14 protein-coding genes are annotated in these 14,347 nt (G+C 65.1%); 9 read left to right on the top strand and 5 right to left on the bottom strand.

The annotated features are described in order from the left end of the window. Positions 1-1,790: methyl-accepting chemotaxis protein (locus tag AAHM38_RS24455; RefSeq protein WP_342234356.1), on the bottom strand; the 1,790-nt coding region annotated here is incomplete at its 3' end. An 89-nt stretch (positions 1,791-1,879) separates the two neighbouring features. Beyond that, the gene (locus AAHM38_RS24450) at positions 1,880-2,572 is read right to left on the bottom strand and encodes a glycine zipper 2TM domain-containing protein (RefSeq protein WP_116576938.1); all 693 of its coding nucleotides are present in this window, start codon (positions 2,570-2,572) and stop codon (positions 1,880-1,882) included. A 270-nt stretch (positions 2,573-2,842) separates the two neighbouring features. Between AAHM38_RS24450 and AAHM38_RS24445 the strand changes: the two genes are divergently transcribed. Then, a complete protein-coding gene (locus AAHM38_RS24445; protein ID WP_116576937.1) occupies positions 2,843-3,775 on the top strand; it encodes a 2-hydroxyacid dehydrogenase in 933 nt (310 codons plus the stop codon). Between the two features lie 23 nt (positions 3,776-3,798). On the opposite strand, the gene AAHM38_RS24440 is transcribed toward AAHM38_RS24445, so the two are convergent. Then, entirely contained in the window at positions 3,799-5,055 is a 1,257-nt protein-coding gene (locus AAHM38_RS24440) for a branched-chain amino acid ABC transporter substrate-binding protein (RefSeq protein ID WP_004631515.1), read from the bottom strand. A gap of 229 nt (positions 5,056-5,284) precedes the next feature. Here AAHM38_RS24440 and AAHM38_RS24435 point away from each other — a divergent pair, with 229 nt between their 5' ends. The 4 genes from AAHM38_RS24435 (at position 5,285) to AAHM38_RS24420 (ending at position 8,432) form a co-directional block, all read left to right on the top strand. Continuing rightward, entirely contained in the window at positions 5,285-5,950 is a 666-nt protein-coding gene (locus tag AAHM38_RS24435) for a TetR/AcrR family transcriptional regulator (protein WP_116576936.1), read from the top strand. Positions 5,951-5,991: 41 nt separating this feature from the next. Then, positions 5,992-7,437: an MFS transporter gene (locus AAHM38_RS24430; protein ID WP_116576935.1), complete on the top strand. Its 1,446-nt coding sequence runs from the start codon at positions 5,992-5,994 to the stop codon at positions 7,435-7,437. A gap of 95 nt (positions 7,438-7,532) precedes the next feature. Further along, the gene (locus AAHM38_RS24425; protein WP_009239937.1) at positions 7,533-7,967 is read left to right on the top strand and encodes an HIT family protein; all 435 of its coding nucleotides are present in this window, start codon (positions 7,533-7,535) and stop codon (positions 7,965-7,967) included. A gap of 96 nt (positions 7,968-8,063) precedes the next feature. Beyond that, entirely contained in the window at positions 8,064-8,432 is a 369-nt protein-coding gene (locus tag AAHM38_RS24420) for an ATP-binding protein (RefSeq protein ID WP_103518797.1), read from the top strand. Between the two features lie 8 nt (positions 8,433-8,440). On the opposite strand, the gene AAHM38_RS24415 is transcribed toward AAHM38_RS24420, so the two are convergent. After that, positions 8,441-8,803, bottom strand: a complete 363-nt coding sequence (locus tag AAHM38_RS24415; protein WP_103518796.1) for a DUF2917 domain-containing protein — start codon at positions 8,801-8,803, stop codon at positions 8,441-8,443. Between the two features lie 256 nt (positions 8,804-9,059). Here AAHM38_RS24415 and AAHM38_RS24410 point away from each other — a divergent pair, with 256 nt between their 5' ends. Then, entirely contained in the window at positions 9,060-10,016 is a 957-nt protein-coding gene (locus tag AAHM38_RS24410) for a TauD/TfdA dioxygenase family protein (protein ID WP_116576934.1), read from the top strand. Positions 10,017-10,018: 2 nt separating this feature from the next. Here the strand turns inward: AAHM38_RS24410 and AAHM38_RS24405 are convergent, their stop codons facing one another. Continuing rightward, positions 10,019-11,545, bottom strand: coding sequence for a M20 family peptidase (locus tag AAHM38_RS24405; RefSeq protein WP_116576933.1), 1,527 nt, complete (start codon positions 11,543-11,545; stop codon positions 10,019-10,021). Between the two features lie 152 nt (positions 11,546-11,697). Between AAHM38_RS24405 and AAHM38_RS24400 the strand changes: the two genes are divergently transcribed. The 3 genes from AAHM38_RS24400 to AAHM38_RS24390 are packed head-to-tail and all read left to right on the top strand — an operon-like array spanning position 11,698 to position 14,298. Next, positions 11,698-12,507, top strand: a complete 810-nt coding sequence (locus AAHM38_RS24400) for a MetQ/NlpA family ABC transporter substrate-binding protein (protein ID WP_116576964.1) — start codon at positions 11,698-11,700, stop codon at positions 12,505-12,507. Between the two features lie 20 nt (positions 12,508-12,527). Continuing rightward, positions 12,528-13,664: a methionine ABC transporter ATP-binding protein gene (locus tag AAHM38_RS24395; RefSeq protein WP_116576932.1), complete on the top strand. Its 1,137-nt coding sequence runs from the start codon at positions 12,528-12,530 to the stop codon at positions 13,662-13,664. After that, entirely contained in the window at positions 13,645-14,298 is a 654-nt protein-coding gene (locus tag AAHM38_RS24390) for a methionine ABC transporter permease (protein WP_004631504.1), read from the top strand. The genes AAHM38_RS24395 and AAHM38_RS24390 overlap by 20 nt, the downstream gene beginning before the upstream one ends. The last annotated feature ends 49 nt before the right edge of the window (positions 14,299-14,347 follow it).

Genomic DNA, 14,347 nt, shown 5'->3' with positions numbered 1-14,347 from the left:
GGCTTGGCCTCGGCCACCGCAACAGGCACTGCCTTCGCATCCGGGGCAGGTACAGTCGCCGGCTTGGCAGCCGCTGCGGGGCGCTTGCGTGCGGCACGTGCCGTCGCTGCCCCTGGTTTGCGCGCGACCGGTTTCGCTGCCGGACCGGGCGAAGCCGGCACCGTCGATACCGCCGGTGCTGCCTTGGCAACGCTCAGCGCACTGGCAGCAACGGGAGCCAGCACAGGCTCGGCATTCGCGCCCGCCGCCGGCAGGCGGAATGACGCCACGGCCTCGCGCAGAACGCCAGCCTGTTCTTCCAGCGATTGCGCAGCGGCCGCCGCCTCTTCCACCAGCGCGGCGTTCTGCTGGGTCACCTCATCCATCTGCGTGACGGCCTGGTTGACTTGCTCGATACCGGCACTTTGTTCCTCAGAAGCCGAGCTGATCTCGCCCATGATGTCGGTCACGCGCTTCACGGCAACGACCACCTCGTCGATCACGTCGCCTGCTTCGGCAACCAGGGTCGTGCCGTTTTCTACACGTCCAACCGAATCGCTGATGAGTTCCTTGATTTCCTTGGCTGCCGTGGCCGAGCGCTGTGCAAGGCTGCGTACCTCACCAGCCACCACCGCAAAGCCGCGGCCTTGCTCGCCCGCGCGGGCGGCTTCCACTGCGGCATTCAACGCAAGGATGTTCGTCTGGAACGCAATGCCTTCGATCACGCCGATGATGTCGGCGATCTTCTTGCTGCTGGCGTTGATGCCCGACATCGTCTCGATCACGCGGCCTACCACTTCACCGCCCTTCACGGCGATGTCCGACGCGTTGCCGGCAAGCTGGCTGGCCTGACGTGCGTTGTCGGCGTTCTGGCGCACGATGCTCGTCAGCTCTTCCATGCTCGACGCGGTTTCTTCCAGCGACGACGCCTGTTCTTCGGTGCGTTGCGACAGGTCCATGTTGCCGGCCGCGATCTGCTTGGTGGCGCTCGCGATGGATTCGCTGCCGCCGCGCATCGTCACGATGGTACGGATCAGGCCGTGCTGCATGTCGATGAGACCTTGCGTGAGCGCGCCCATTTCGTCCTTGCTGGTGACGGTAATGCGTTCGGTCAGGTTGCCCTTCGAGATCGCGCTGAAATGGCCCAGCATCTTTGACAACGGCACTGAAATTGCCCGGTGCAGGCCAAATGCGCACCCCAGCGCCGCCGCAATGCCCACTCCGATGGCGCCGATGATCAGCATCAGGAACGCGTGCGATCGGGCCGCTGCGCTTTCGTAGGCTGCCTTGGCCTGTTCGACCTGGCTGCGATCCAGCGCATCGGCTGCCGCAGACAGCGCCACGGACAGCGGCGGAATCACGTTCATCACCACCTTGTCGGCGGTCGCGGCATCGCGGGCACGCAACGCGGTCATCAGCGGCTCGATGCCGTCACGGAAGAATGCGTTGCGCTTGGTCTCCATGTCGGCGGCCAGACGGCTTTCGTCCGCATTCATGGGCAGGGCCTTGTATTGCTTCCAGGCGTCGTCAGACTTCGTGCGGTAGCCGTTTGCCTTGTCCAGGATGGCCGGCACGTCAGCGGCATCCGGATGGAAGACCGCGCGATCGAGCGTCGTGCGCACGATCGCCGCATTCAGCTGCGCCTTGCCGACCAGCGAGGTCGAAGCGAGCTGATTGGTGTAGATCTCGTTGATGTTCGCGTCGGACGCGCGCATTCCGATCACGCCAATGGCGCCGGTAATGGCGAGCAGCAAGGCCAGCAGCGTCAGCGCTGCATTGAGACGGAAACGGATGGAAAGTCGATTGAGCATGGGAATCACCGCGGGGTTATTGCCTCCGCTATATCGGTCGGCCCGCGCCGTTTCTGAAGCCGGCGCGGGCGCTCCCATGCAGGAAGTGGCTAGTACGGCACTGCCATGTTGTTTTCGATGCGGGCGCGATCCCCCACGCGCAGGCCGTTGGGGTTGTTCTGGGTGAGCGTGACACGCGAGTTGTCGTTCAGCCGCATGGTCACGCGGTAGGTCTGGCCGACCACCGTGTTGCCTTCCACGGCGTTGCCCGCCATGGCACCCGCCACCGCGCCGCCGATGGTGGCCACGGTATTGCCGCGCCCGCCGCCAACCTGGTGGCCAAGCAAGCCGCCCACCACGCCGCCGAGCACGGCACCCACGCCGCTCGACTGGCCGCGCACGGGCACGGCTTCGACGTATTCGACAACGCCGTAGCGGTTATCCGCCGGCGCCTGATAAGACGGGTCGCTGCTGCTCGGATACGGTGAATAGTTCGGCTGCGAATATGTCGGCGCGGGCTGTTGCGGATACGGCTGCGGTGCGTTGGGGTCATAGCTGCCGTAGCCGTTGTTGTACGTGTTGTCGTACCCGCTGGTATAGCCGCTGCCATAAGTGGTCGGGCTGGTACTGTTAGCGTAGGCGTTGCTGCCCGCGGCATACCCTGCACCATAGCCGGCGCCATAGCCGGGGTACGCCGGCGCCGTCACGCAGCCTGTCAGCCCAGCTGCCACGGCGGTCAGTGCAACCGCCGCCACCCAACGCGCTGCGTGCCCTGCACGGTCTGACTTGTTCGTTGCTCGCATGATGAATCCCGTCTGGTGAACGAAGCGTCCGGGCCGGCCGAGCAGTCTGCTGTGCGGCCCGCGGCCATGCGCCTCTTGCCGCAAAGTCTATGCCGCACGTCGGCAAACCCGTGCAACCAAACCTGCTCATCGGTAACGGGGTGTAACCATATGGGGGCACGGCCTTCAGCGCGGCATGGGAGCGCGCGTTATCATCGCCAGGCGCCGTGCGGCGCACCTCTGTGCCGACCGGGACCTGCCCCGTTCGTGAGCTTGCACCCTCTCCTCCCCATGCAACCGACCCTGCTGCTCCTCATTGCGATGACGCCCGACAACGTGGCGCAGATCGCTGAACATTTCCACGTCATCCATGCGCCCACCCGCGCCGAGCGCGACGCCGCGATCGCTCGCCACGGGCAGGATGTCCGCATCGTGCTCACCAACGGCTCGACGGGCCTGACCGGCGCAGAAATCGCCGCGATGCCCAAGCTGGAACTGGCCTGCGCGCTCGGTGCCGGCTACGAGAACATCGACGTGGAGGCCGCCCGCGCACGTGGCGTGGCGGTGGCCAACGGCGCCGGCACCAACGACGCCTGCGTGGCCGACCACGCCTTTGGCCTGCTGCTGGCCACCGTGCGCGGCATTCCAAAGCTGGATCGCGCGACGCGCAATGGCGTCTGGCGTGACGACATTCCGCTGCAGCCCGGCGTATACGGCAAGCGCCTGGGCATCGTCGGCCTGGGCACCATCGGCATGCAGATCGCGCGCCGCGCAGCAGGCTTCGACATGCAGATCGGCTATCACAACCGCAAGCCGCGCGACGGCGTTTCGTACCGCTATTTCGATGTGCTGAAGGACATGGCCGAGTGGGCCGACTTCCTGATCGTTGCCACGCCGGGCGGCGCGCAGACGAAGCATCTGGTCAACCAGACGATCCTGGAAGCGCTGGGCCCGCGCGGCTACGTGGTCAACATTGCGCGCGGCAGCGTGGTGGATACGGCGGCGCTGGAAGCGTCCATCCGTTCAGGAAAGCTGGGCGGCGCGGGGCTGGACGTATATGAGAGCGAGCCCAAGCCGCCGGCCGGGCTGCTGGACCTGGAGCAGGTCGTGCTGACGCCGCATATTGCCGGCTGGTCGCCGGAATCGGTGCAGGCGACGGTGGATCGCTTTCTGGAGAACGCCCGCGGACACCTGGCGGGCACAGGCGTGGTGTCCCCGGTCTAAGCCAGGGACACCTGCACGCTACGTTACGACGCCGGACGCTTCATCTGGCACGACGTCGGCTGGGCCGCCAGGTGCGGTTCCAGCGTGACGTCGGTACGCCAGCCGTAGCCAGTGTTTTCCTGGTCGTACTTGATCTTCTTGCCGTCGGCCTTCACCCAGGTCGTCACGTACAGCGTCTGCTGCGCCTGGTGATCGGTCTTGCGCATCTCGATCGGGCCGTTGAGCCCATCGACCGTCATGCCTTCCATCACCTTGGCCACCTTGGCCGGCTCAGCCGAACCGCTGGTCTTGATGGCCTTGGCCAGGAAGGCGATGCCGGTGTAGACATCGGCGTTGAAGAAATCGTCGTTGTACTTCTTCTTGAAGCCGTCGAGCACAGCGCTCGTCTTCGCGTTGCCGTCGTTCGGCGCGAAGTAGCTGATGACCTTCACGCGGTCGGCGCCTGATGCGCCCATCGCCGTGGGCACACCGGTGGTGCCAGCGTAGTACGTATAGAAGTTGGTGGTGAGGCCCGCATCCTTCGATGCGCGGATCAGCAGTGCCAGATCGCTCCCCCAGTTACCGGTGATGACCGTATCCGCGCCCGAAGCACGAATCTTCGCGACATACGGCGAGAAGTCCTTCACCTGCGCGAGCGGGTGCAGATCCTCACCCACCACCTGGATGTCCGGGCGCTTGCGCTTGAGGTACTCCTTCGCCGCGCGCGCCACCTGGTGGCCGAACGAGTAGTTCTGGTTTAGCAGGTAGACCTTCTTGATGCTCTGGTCCTTGGCGAGATAGCTCGTCAGGGCCTCCATCTTCATGTCGGAGTTGGCGTCCAGGCGGAAGTGCCAGTAGTTGCACTTGCTGTTGGTCATGTCCGGATCGACCGCGGCGTAATTGAGATAGATGATCTCCTTGCCCGGGTTGCGGTCGTTGTACTTGGCGATCGCGTCCTGCAGCGCCATGCCCACGCTGGAACCGTCGCCCTGCGCGACGTAGCGGATGCCCTGGTCGGTGATCTGCTTGAGGATCGTCAGGCTTTCTTGCGGTGAAACCTTGTTGTCGAAACCGACGACTTCAAACTTGGTGCCGTTGCCGCTCCAGTTCTGCTGGTTGGCGAGGTCAGCCGCGTATTGCCAGCTGCGCAACTGGTTCTGGCCCAGCGCGCCCATCAGCCCGGACAGCGGATCGATCCACGCGATCTTGACGGTCTCGGCGTGGACAATGCTCGGGCAGAGTGCGCCCGCGAATGTGCCAACTGCTGCCGCCGCGCACAGCGCGAGTCGGAATGCCTTCATGCAAATGTCTCCTGATGTCTTATCGTTAGACGCCGTGCAGAAGGCATCGTCGAGCATGGTTCTTTTACTAAACCGCAAACCGAGGCTTGCAGTAGCTCGATCCTTCCATACACAAACGTATGTGCATGGTAGGAGTGCGTTTATTGCCGTGTCAACCCGCGCAAACCTGGGGGCCTCAGCCTGATTTAAGCGCTGGACAGCCGTGTCAGCGGGACTAGAATCCGCGTTCATGCCCAAGCCTTCCTTGCGGATCGACGAACACGACGCGGCTGTCGACGTTGATGCCGAATCTTTAGCCCCTGTCGCACCGCGTGCACAACTTACGCCCGACGACTGGGTTCGCGCCGCCACCGATCTGCTCGTCACCAAGAGCATCGATGCCGTGCGCGTGGATGTGCTCGCCAAGCAGCTGGACGTGACGCGTGGCAGCTTCTACTGGCACTTCAAGAACCGCGACGACCTGCTGCACCAGGTGCTGCAGGACTGGAGCGAGCGCACGCGCGTGGGCCCCAAGCTGGAGCGGCAGAACCCGTCGGTGCAGGGGCTCGTCCACGATCTGCTGGCACTGCCGTTTCGCGGTCGCAGCGCGCGACGCACGGCCATGATCGAATTCGCCATCCGCGCCTGGGCGCGGCGCGACCCGATGGCGCAGGAAGCCGTCGAAGCCGTCGACGAGCATCGCATGGACTACTACGTCCAGCATTTCCAGGCGATCGGCTTTGCGCGCAAGGACGCCAAGACGCGCGCCTTCATGCTGTACGCCTACCAGCTATCGGAAGCCACGCTCTGGCACCAGGGCAGCAAGCCCGATAAGGACGCGCGCCGCCGCTTCTTTGAAGACACGCTGCTCGCGGGCGCACCGCAAGACGGTTCGGCCGCGCCTTCGCGGGAATAAATCGTGCTGCATCGTGCGCAATCCTCTCCGGGTGCGCCGCGATGCCCGAATCGCTAGCCTTTCACACATCAGACCTGCCCAGCCGGCTCGATCGCCTGCCCTGGAGCCGCTTTCACACGCGCGTGGTCATTGCACTGGGCATTACGTGGTTGCTCGACGGCCTGGAGGTGACGCTGGCCGGCGCGGTGGCGGGCGCGCTCAAGCAAAGCCCTGCCCTGCATCTCACCAACGCGCAGGTTGGCATTGCCAGCAGCGCGTACCTGATCGGCGCGGTGTTCGGCGCGCTGTTGTTCGGCTGGATGACCGATCGACTCGGCCGCCGCAAGCTGTTCTTCATCACGTTGGGCGTCTACATCCTGGCCACGCTGGCGACAGCGTTCTCGTGGAGCTTTGCCAGCCTCGTCGTGTTTCGCGTGCTCACCGGCGCGGGGATCGGCGGCGAATATGCGGCCATCAATTCGACGATCCAGGAGCTGACGCCGGCACGCGTGCGCGGCTGGACGGACCTCGCCATCAACGGCACGTTCTGGGTTGGGGCCGCGTTGGGTGCGGGCGCCTCGTTGTGGCTGCTGGACCCCGCGCACATGAGCGTCGATACCGGCTGGCGGGTGTGCTTCTTCATCGGCGCCGTGCTGGGCCTCATCATTCTGGTGATGCGTTTCTGGATTCCGGAAAGCCCGCGCTGGCTTATCACCCGCGGTCGGCACGAAGAAGCGCAAGCCATCGTGCAGGAGATCGAAAGCGAAATCACCGCACGCGGCCATCGCTTCGATACCGCGCCGCTGCCCAGCTTGCGCATGCGCAGCCGTGGCCATCCACGCTTGGTGGAAGTCGCACGCGTGCTGTTCGTGCAGCACCGGCAACGGGCGATGGTGGGCCTCGCGCTGATGGCCGCACAGGCGTTTTTCTACAACGCGATCTTCTTCACGTACGCGCTGGTGCTAACGGATTTCTACGATGTGCCCGCGACGAAGGTCGGCACCTACCTGCTGCCGTTCGCGCTGGGCAACTTTCTCGGGCCCCTGCTGCTCGGGCGGATGTTTGACGTGGTGGGCCGGCGCACGATGATTGCCGCCACGTATGCGATCAGCGGTGTGCTGTTGTTGGTGAGCGGCACGCTATTCAAGGCAGGTGTGCTCGACGGCGCCACGCAGACCCTCGCGTGGACCGTCGTGTTCTTCTTTGCATCGGCCGCCGCCAGCTCGGCCTATCTGACGGTGAGCGAGACCTTCCCGCTTGAGGTGCGCGCGCTGGCCATCGCGCTGTTCTATGCCGTGGGCACCGGGCTGGGCGGCGTGGCCGGGCCTGCGCTCTTCGGCTGGCTGATCGATACACACTCGCGCGGTGCCGTGTTCGGCGGCTATGCGTTCGGCGCGGTGCTCATGCTGCTTGCGGCCGCGGTACAGGCGTGCTGGGGGACGGCCGCTGAACGCAAACCGCTCGAACACGTGGCTGCGCCGCTGTCGGTGGACGACAGCCCCGCTTGATCTGCGCCAAACCTGCGCCACGCGCGTCGCCAACGGTCGCCTATATACTTTCGCGCAGCGCTTTCCCGTGCATTTCCCGCTTACTGGAGACACCCATGCCTGACGCGACTTACGACAACCAGAACATCTTCGCCAAGATCCTGCGCGGCGAGCTGCCCTGCATCAAGGTGTACGAAGACGACCACACCATCGCCTTCATGGACATCATGCCGCAGGCCGACGGCCACGTGCTGGTGCTGCCCAAGGAAGGCGCGGCAGAGCTGTTCGACCTGTCCGACGATGCCGCATCGGCTGCCATCCGCACCACGCGCAAATTGGCGCGCGCCGTGCGGGCTGCGTTCACCCCGCCGGGCATCGCAATCTTCCAGCTCAACGGCAGCGCCGCCGGGCAGACGGTGCCGCACGTGCACTTTCACGTGCTGCCGCGCTACAGCGATACCCCGCTGCAACCGCACGCCCGCGTGCAGGCCGACAGCGACAAGCTCAAGGCTCAGGCCGAGAAGATCATCGCCGCACTGCAAGCGGAATAAACGCCAGCGTCACGGCGCAGCAGACGGCACTGCCGCATCTGCCTGCGCCGTAATGTCGCCCGCCCGTTCTCCTGTCGATAAGCCAGCCCAGTCCAGATGCTGGTCGACTGCTTCGACCCAGTGGCAGCCGATCGCAACATCACCATCGACCTGCAGTGCGATGCGCAGCTGCGCCACACGGCCATCGGCGCGCACATCGACGTAGCCATCGGGCCGGTGCCGCAAGGGATCGCAATTCTCGTGTGCAACCCGGGGCTGGGCATTCCGAACACCGCCCTGCCGCCGCTGTTAGAGCGGTTCTACCGGGGTGGCCCCTCGCAGGCGCAATCCAGTGCGCAATCAAGCCAGTCGACCGGGCTGGGACTGGCCATCGTCAAAACCATCATGGACCTGCACGGCGGTAGCGTGCACGCCAGCAGCCCGCCGGGTGGGCGGACCGAGTTCCGGCTGGTCTTTCCGGCTTGACGCAATGCTTACGTACCGGTCCGCTGTGCGGACGGCGTACGCGTAGCATCCTGCCCGTCGTCGCGCAGAATCTGCCGATACGCGGCCATCACCACCAAACCGATGAAGCGCAGCAGGCGGCGCGGGGCGTTGATGTCTTCGGTCACGGCAAAGCGCGCTGGCGTGCCTTCAACCGGCTCACCGGACAGCCAGAAGCGCACGCCCGCCGGCACGTCGATCGACTGGCCGGGCTTGAGCCAGATGTCCTGGCGCTGATGCTCTTGCGTGACCCACAACAGCCCGGCTTGTGCGGCGATGGTTTGGGCCCGTGCCGACCGCCAGCTCACCGGCACGCCCGGCCGGTCCAGTTCGAAGATTCTGATTTCGCGCATGATTGAGACTCCTGTGCCGGGGTTCGTGGTGGATGATTTTTTATGGGGGCTGCGGATCGGCACGGTTCCATCTTGCGCGGCAGATCAAATCGTTGACATGAACAGTTGTGAACAGTTTGGCTGAACTGTTCAGCATCTTTCGCGAACAGTTCATCGGCATGACCGACAGAACTGCATTTGGATATGTCAAACCGTTCGTTTTCGGCCGGGCACCGGATGGCTAGCATGATCCATCGCCATTTCTGCCGGAGCCGCCATGCCAGACGATCACAACACCGCCATCGACACCACGTTCGGCCCCCTGCGCGTACGCCGCGTGGCCGGACATATCGGCGGGGAGGTGCTCGACCTCAAGCTCGGCGCCGACTTGGCGGAAGACACGTTCGCGAGCCTGTATGCGGCGCTGCTCAAGTACAAGGTGTTGTTCTTTCGCGACCAGCAGCAGTTGGACGATGACCGGCACCAGGCTTTCGGCAAACGCTTCGGCCGCATCGTCGCCCATCCGACCGTGCCGGCGCCCACCGGCACGCAACTGTTTGAACTCGACGCGTCGAAGGGCGGCGGCCGTGCCGACTCGTGGCACACCGACGTGACGTTTCTCGATGCGTTTCCGAAGGTGTCGATCCTGCGCGCGGTGACGATTCCCGCTTACGGCGGCGACACGGTCTGGGCCAACACGGCCCGCGCCTACGAGCAATTGCCGGATACGCTCAAGCAGCTCGCCGAGCAACTCTGGGCCGTGCACACCAACGATTACGACTACGGTGCCGAGCGCACGCAGATCGACGGCGCACGCCTGCGGCATCACCGCGAGGTGTTTACCGCGTCGGTGTATGAAGCGTCGCACCCCGTGGTGCATGTGCATCCGGAAACCAGCGAACGCGCCCTGCTGCTCGGGCATTTCGTCAAGCGCTTCACCGGCCTGCCGGGAAGCGAATCGACGCGGCTGTTCGAACTGCTGCAGAACCGCGTAACGCGGCTGGACAACACCGTGCGCTGGCAATGGCGCCAGCACGACGTCGCCATCTGGGACAACCGCGCCACGCAGCATTACGCCATCAACGATTACGGCAATCAGCCGCGCCTGGTACGCCGCGTGACCGTGCATGGCGACACGGCCATCTCAGTGGACGGCAGCCGCAGCACGCAACTGCGCCGCCCCGAAGCCACCAACGACGCGCACATCGACACGCTGGTGGCAGCCTCACACTGAGATCAGGCCCCGGCCGCCTGCTGCACCAACCGGTGGTAGAAGCGGATCAGCTCCACCAGGTTGGCTTCGGTGATCCGCTCGTTGGTGCCGTGAAAGCGCGGCAGGTCTTCCGGCTTGGCGCGCACCGGCGAGAACCGATACACATGGTCGGCAATCTCGATCATGTGGCGCGAATCCGTCGCGCCGATCATGAGCCCGGGCGCCACGACCGTGCCCGGGAACAGCTCGCGCACCGTCTTGTTGATCAACTGATACGACGCCGATTGCGTGGGTGACACCGGCGAGGCCTCGCTCGAACCGGGCAGCCGGCTCAACTCGAACTTGCCTTTAGGTGCAGCGGCCTTGGCGGCGTCTTCCACATGCGCGGTGACGGAGGCGATGGTGTCGCCGGGCAGCAGCCGGAAGTTGACCGTGGCCTCGGCGCGGCCGGGCAGCACGTTGTCCTTGTTGCCGGCTTGCACGATGGTCAGCGCGGTGGTGGTGCGAAGCATGGCGTTGGAGCTGCCCGATGCCTCCAATTGCTTCTGGAGCAGCGGCCCGAAAAGCCACAGGTTCGACAGTGCCACGCGGCTGAAACCCTGCATCTCGGGCGCCAGCGTTGCAAACATCTCCTGCGCAACGCCCCTAATGCCCGCAGGCAATTGATCGTCATCCAGCCGCTTTAGCGTGGCGCTCATCATGGCGATGGCGCTCTGCCCTTGCGGAGGCGGCATCGACGAATGTCCGGGCGTAGCGCCCACCTTGAGCTGCACGGAGAGGAAGCCCTTCTCTGCCACGCCGATCAGCGCCGCAGGTTTGGTGAGCCCCGGCAGCACGCCTTCGGTAATCAGCAGACCTTCGTCGATCACGAAGTCGAGCCGTTCGCCGCGCGATTTCAGCAGCGCGGCGATCTGCTTGGCACCGCGCTCGCCGCCCACTTCCTCGTCGGCGCCAAAGGCCAGGTGGATGGTGCGGCGCGGCTTGAAACCGCTGGCAGCCAGCAATTCGATGGCTTCCATCTGCGAGATCAGGTTGCCCTTGTCGTCCCACGCACCGCGCCCCCAGACCATGCCGTCTTTGACGACGCCGTCGAAGGGCGGCTGCGTCCAGTCGCCTTCGGTGCCGGGGGCAATCGGTACGACGTCCTGGTGGGCCATCAGCATGATGGGCTTCAGCGACGGGTCAGCGCCCTTCCAGGTGTAGAGCAACGCAAAGTCGCCCACCTGCTCACGCTGCAGCACGGCGTGCGCCTTGGGGTAGCGCGCCTCGAGCATGGCGTGCAGCTGGCGGAACTGGTCCGCATTCAGCTGCGCATCGGTGGCGCTCGACACGGTGCGTGCGCGCACGGCTTCGGCCAGGTGGGCGGCAGCGGCGGGGCCATCCACCGAGACCGGCGTGACGGCCGGCACATCCAGCTGGCGCGAGTTGTGCCGCCACGTATTGACGCCCACAACCGCCGCAAGGCCCACCAGGATGACGGCGATTGCCAACAGCAGACGCCCCACCACCCGCCCCGCCCTCGTCCGGCGACGTTTGAAAGATGCATGCATCGAAGAGTCCCCTCCTTGTGATTGAACTGCCACGGTCGACCGCAAGTATCGCTCTAACTCAGACCGAGTAACCATCTACGCAAATATTCGTGGGAATGGGCCCGGTTGCCATGCTGGAATCACTGCATGTTCCTTTTGCTGTAACCGTATCCATGAAACTGACCCAACGACTCGCCCTCGCACTCAGCGCCCTAACCATTGCCGCTGCCGCCCATGCGGCCCCACTGCGTATCGGCGTCACGCCTGGTGCGCTGGCCGATTCCGTGGAGGTGGCCGCCGCCGAAGCCCGCAAGCAGGGGCTCGACGTCAAGGTGGTGGAGTTGACCGACTGGACCACCCCCAACGTCGCACTCGCCTCGGGCGACCTGGATCTCAACTACTTCCAGCACCAGGCCTTTCTCGACAACGCGATCAAGGAACGCGGTTATGCCTTCAAAAGCGTCGGCATCGGCGTGCTGGGCAACATCGGCCTGTATTCCAGCAAGATCAAACGCCTGAGCGATCTGAAGGACGGCGCGCGCGTGGCCGTGGCCAATGACCCCGTCAACCAAGGCCGTGGCTTGTTGCTGCTGCAGAAGGCGGGGCTGATCAAACTGCGCGATGGCGTAGGTGCACGCGGCATGCTCAACGACGTGGTCGCCAATCCGAAGAAGCTGAAGTTTGTCGAAATCGAAGGCCCGCAGCTCGTACGCGCGCTGGATGACGTCGACCTTGCACAGGGCTACCCCGCGCACTTCGTCAACGCCGGCAAACCGGACGTGGCGAGCGCTGGCTTACTGTACTCGGGCATCGACGACGAGTACTTCGCCATCCGCTTCGTTGCCCGCAACGACAACGCCAACGACCCGCGCATCGCCCGCTTCATCAAGCTGTATCAGGACTCGCCAGCCGTGCGTCAGCAAGTGCGCACGTCTTACGCCAACGACGACAAGCTCTTCACTCTCCCTTGGGTGAAGCGGTGACCCGGTAGAACGCCAAGGCCATGACCACACTCGTCTCAAACCCCGCGCACATCTGGACCGATGCGATCGCGCCGCATGCCAGACACACCGATGCCGCAATCTCCGCCCCCACGACCGGCACCATCACGTTCCGCAACGTCGGCAAGACGTACCGCGCGGCGGCGGGCGATGTGCATGCACTGCAAGGCATCGACCTCGACATCCCGGCTGGGGGCATCTTCGGCATCATCGGGCGCAGCGGTGCGGGCAAATCCAGCCTGCTGCGCACCATCAACGGACTCGAACAACCCACCAGCGGTCAGGTGCTGGTGGACGGCGTCGATGTCGGCACGCTCGGCAGGGCCGCGCTGGTGGGGCTGCGCCGGCGCATCGGCATGATCTTCCAGCACTTCAATTTGCTTTCCGCCAAGACGGTCTGGGAAAACGTCGCGCTGCCGCTGAAGGTGGCAGGCGTGCCGCCGGTCGAGATCGCGGAGCGCGTGGATGCGCTGTTGGCGCTGGTCGGGCTGGAGGGCAAGCAGCACGTGTATCCCGGGCGCCTGTCCGGCGGGCAAAAGCAGCGCGTCGGGATTGCGCGCGCACTCGTGCATCGCCCCGAAATTCTGTTGTGCGATGAGGCCACCTCCGCGCTCGACCCCGAAACGACCGACGCCATCCTCGCCCTCCTGCGCGACATCAACCGCCGCCTGGGGCTAACCATCGTGCTCATCACGCATGAGATGGGCGTGATTCGCGATATCTGCGACAACGTGCTCGTGCTCGAAGCCGGCCGCATTGCCGAGCAAGGCCCCGTATGGCGCGTCTTTGGCGACCCGCAGCACGACGCCACACGGGCGTTGCTCGAACCGCTACGCGGCGGCTTGCCCGAAGACGTGGCCCTACGTTTGCAGCCCACACCGCCCGCGCGCGCGCCGTTCGAGCAGCTGATCGAACTCAGCTACACCGGCACCGCCGCCGTGCCGGAACTCGCGCAGATTGCCCAGGCGCTGCACCAACCCACCCGCCTGCTACGCGCGGACCTTGACCGCATCCAGGGCCGCACGCAAGGGCGCCTGCTGGTCGCGGCAGCGGGCAGCACGCTGTCGGCTGACGCGCTCGCCGCGCTGCAGTTGTCGCAACACACCCGGAGCCTCGGCTATGTCGCCGCTCACGATTGACCGCATCTGGCAGGGCTTGCTCGACACGCTCACGATGGTGTCGGCCTCCGCGCTGATCGCCGTGCTGGCCGGTATTCCGCTGGCGCTCATCCTGGTGCTGACCGCGCCGGGCAATGCGCTGGAGTCGCCGCGCGTACACCGCGTGCTGGGTGCACTCATCAACGGCTTTCGGGCCACGCCGTTCATCATCCTGCTGGTGGCGCTGCTGCCGTTCACGCGGCTGGTGGTGGGCGCGACGATTGGCGTGTGGGCGGCCGTGGTGCCGCTGTCGATCAGCGCCACACCGTTCTTCGCGCGCATTGCCGAGATCAGCCTGCGCGAGGTCGACCGCGGCCTGATGGAAGCCGCGCAGGCCATGGGCTGCGAACGCCGCCACATCGTCTGGCACGTGCTGCTGCCCGAAGCGCTGCCCGGCATCATCGGCGGCTTTACGCTGACGGTGGTGTCGTTGATTGGCGCATCGGCCATGGCGGGTGCCGTTGGCGCAGGCGGGCTGGGCGACATTGCCATCCGCTACGGCTATCAGCGCTTCGACACCACCGTCATGGCGGTGGTGATCGTGGTGCTGATCGGGCTGGTGAGCCTCGTGCAGTGGGTGGGGGATGTCTCGGTGCGGCGGTTGAAGGCGCGTTGAGGGCGTGTTGAGGACGTGTTGATTTTTTTTGCTAGTGGTCCATTCGTGG

The sequence above is a fragment of the Ralstonia sp. OTU4908 genome, from assembly GCF_038440115.1.
GTDB classification, from domain to species: Bacteria; Pseudomonadota; Gammaproteobacteria; order Burkholderiales; family Burkholderiaceae; genus Ralstonia; species Ralstonia pickettii.
Note: the sequence above shows the minus strand (reverse complement) of the source record. Positions and strands in the feature narration are given on the sequence as shown.

Bases quoted from the DNA above. Each gene is read 5' to 3' on its own strand.
- AAHM38_RS24425 (WP_009239937.1), top strand. From the start codon at position 7,533: ATGCCTGACGCGACTTACGACAACCAGAACATCTTCGCCAAGATCCTG.
- AAHM38_RS24430 (WP_116576935.1), top strand. From the start codon at position 5,992: ATGCCCGAATCGCTAGCCTTTCACACATCAGACCTGCCCAGCCGGCTC.
- AAHM38_RS24410 (WP_116576934.1), top strand. From the start codon at position 9,060: ATGCCAGACGATCACAACACCGCCATCGACACCACGTTCGGCCCCCTG.
- AAHM38_RS24405 (WP_116576933.1), bottom strand. From the start codon at position 11,545: ATGCATGCATCTTTCAAACGTCGCCGGACGAGGGCGGGGCGGGTGGTG.
- AAHM38_RS24390 (WP_004631504.1), top strand. From the start codon at position 13,645: ATGTCGCCGCTCACGATTGACCGCATCTGGCAGGGCTTGCTCGACACG.
- AAHM38_RS24435 (WP_116576936.1), top strand. From the start codon at position 5,285: ATGCCCAAGCCTTCCTTGCGGATCGACGAACACGACGCGGCTGTCGAC.
- AAHM38_RS24450 (WP_116576938.1), bottom strand. From the start codon at position 2,572: ATGCGAGCAACGAACAAGTCAGACCGTGCAGGGCACGCAGCGCGTTGG.
- AAHM38_RS24400 (WP_116576964.1), top strand. From the start codon at position 11,698: ATGAAACTGACCCAACGACTCGCCCTCGCACTCAGCGCCCTAACCATT.
- AAHM38_RS24415 (WP_103518796.1), bottom strand. From the start codon at position 8,803: ATGCGCGAAATCAGAATCTTCGAACTGGACCGGCCGGGCGTGCCGGTG.
- AAHM38_RS24420 (WP_103518797.1), top strand. From the start codon at position 8,064: ATGCTGGTCGACTGCTTCGACCCAGTGGCAGCCGATCGCAACATCACC.
- AAHM38_RS24440 (WP_004631515.1), bottom strand. From the start codon at position 5,055: ATGAAGGCATTCCGACTCGCGCTGTGCGCGGCGGCAGCAGTTGGCACA.
- AAHM38_RS24395 (WP_116576932.1), top strand. From the start codon at position 12,528: ATGACCACACTCGTCTCAAACCCCGCGCACATCTGGACCGATGCGATC.
- AAHM38_RS24445 (WP_116576937.1), top strand. From the start codon at position 2,843: ATGCAACCGACCCTGCTGCTCCTCATTGCGATGACGCCCGACAACGTG.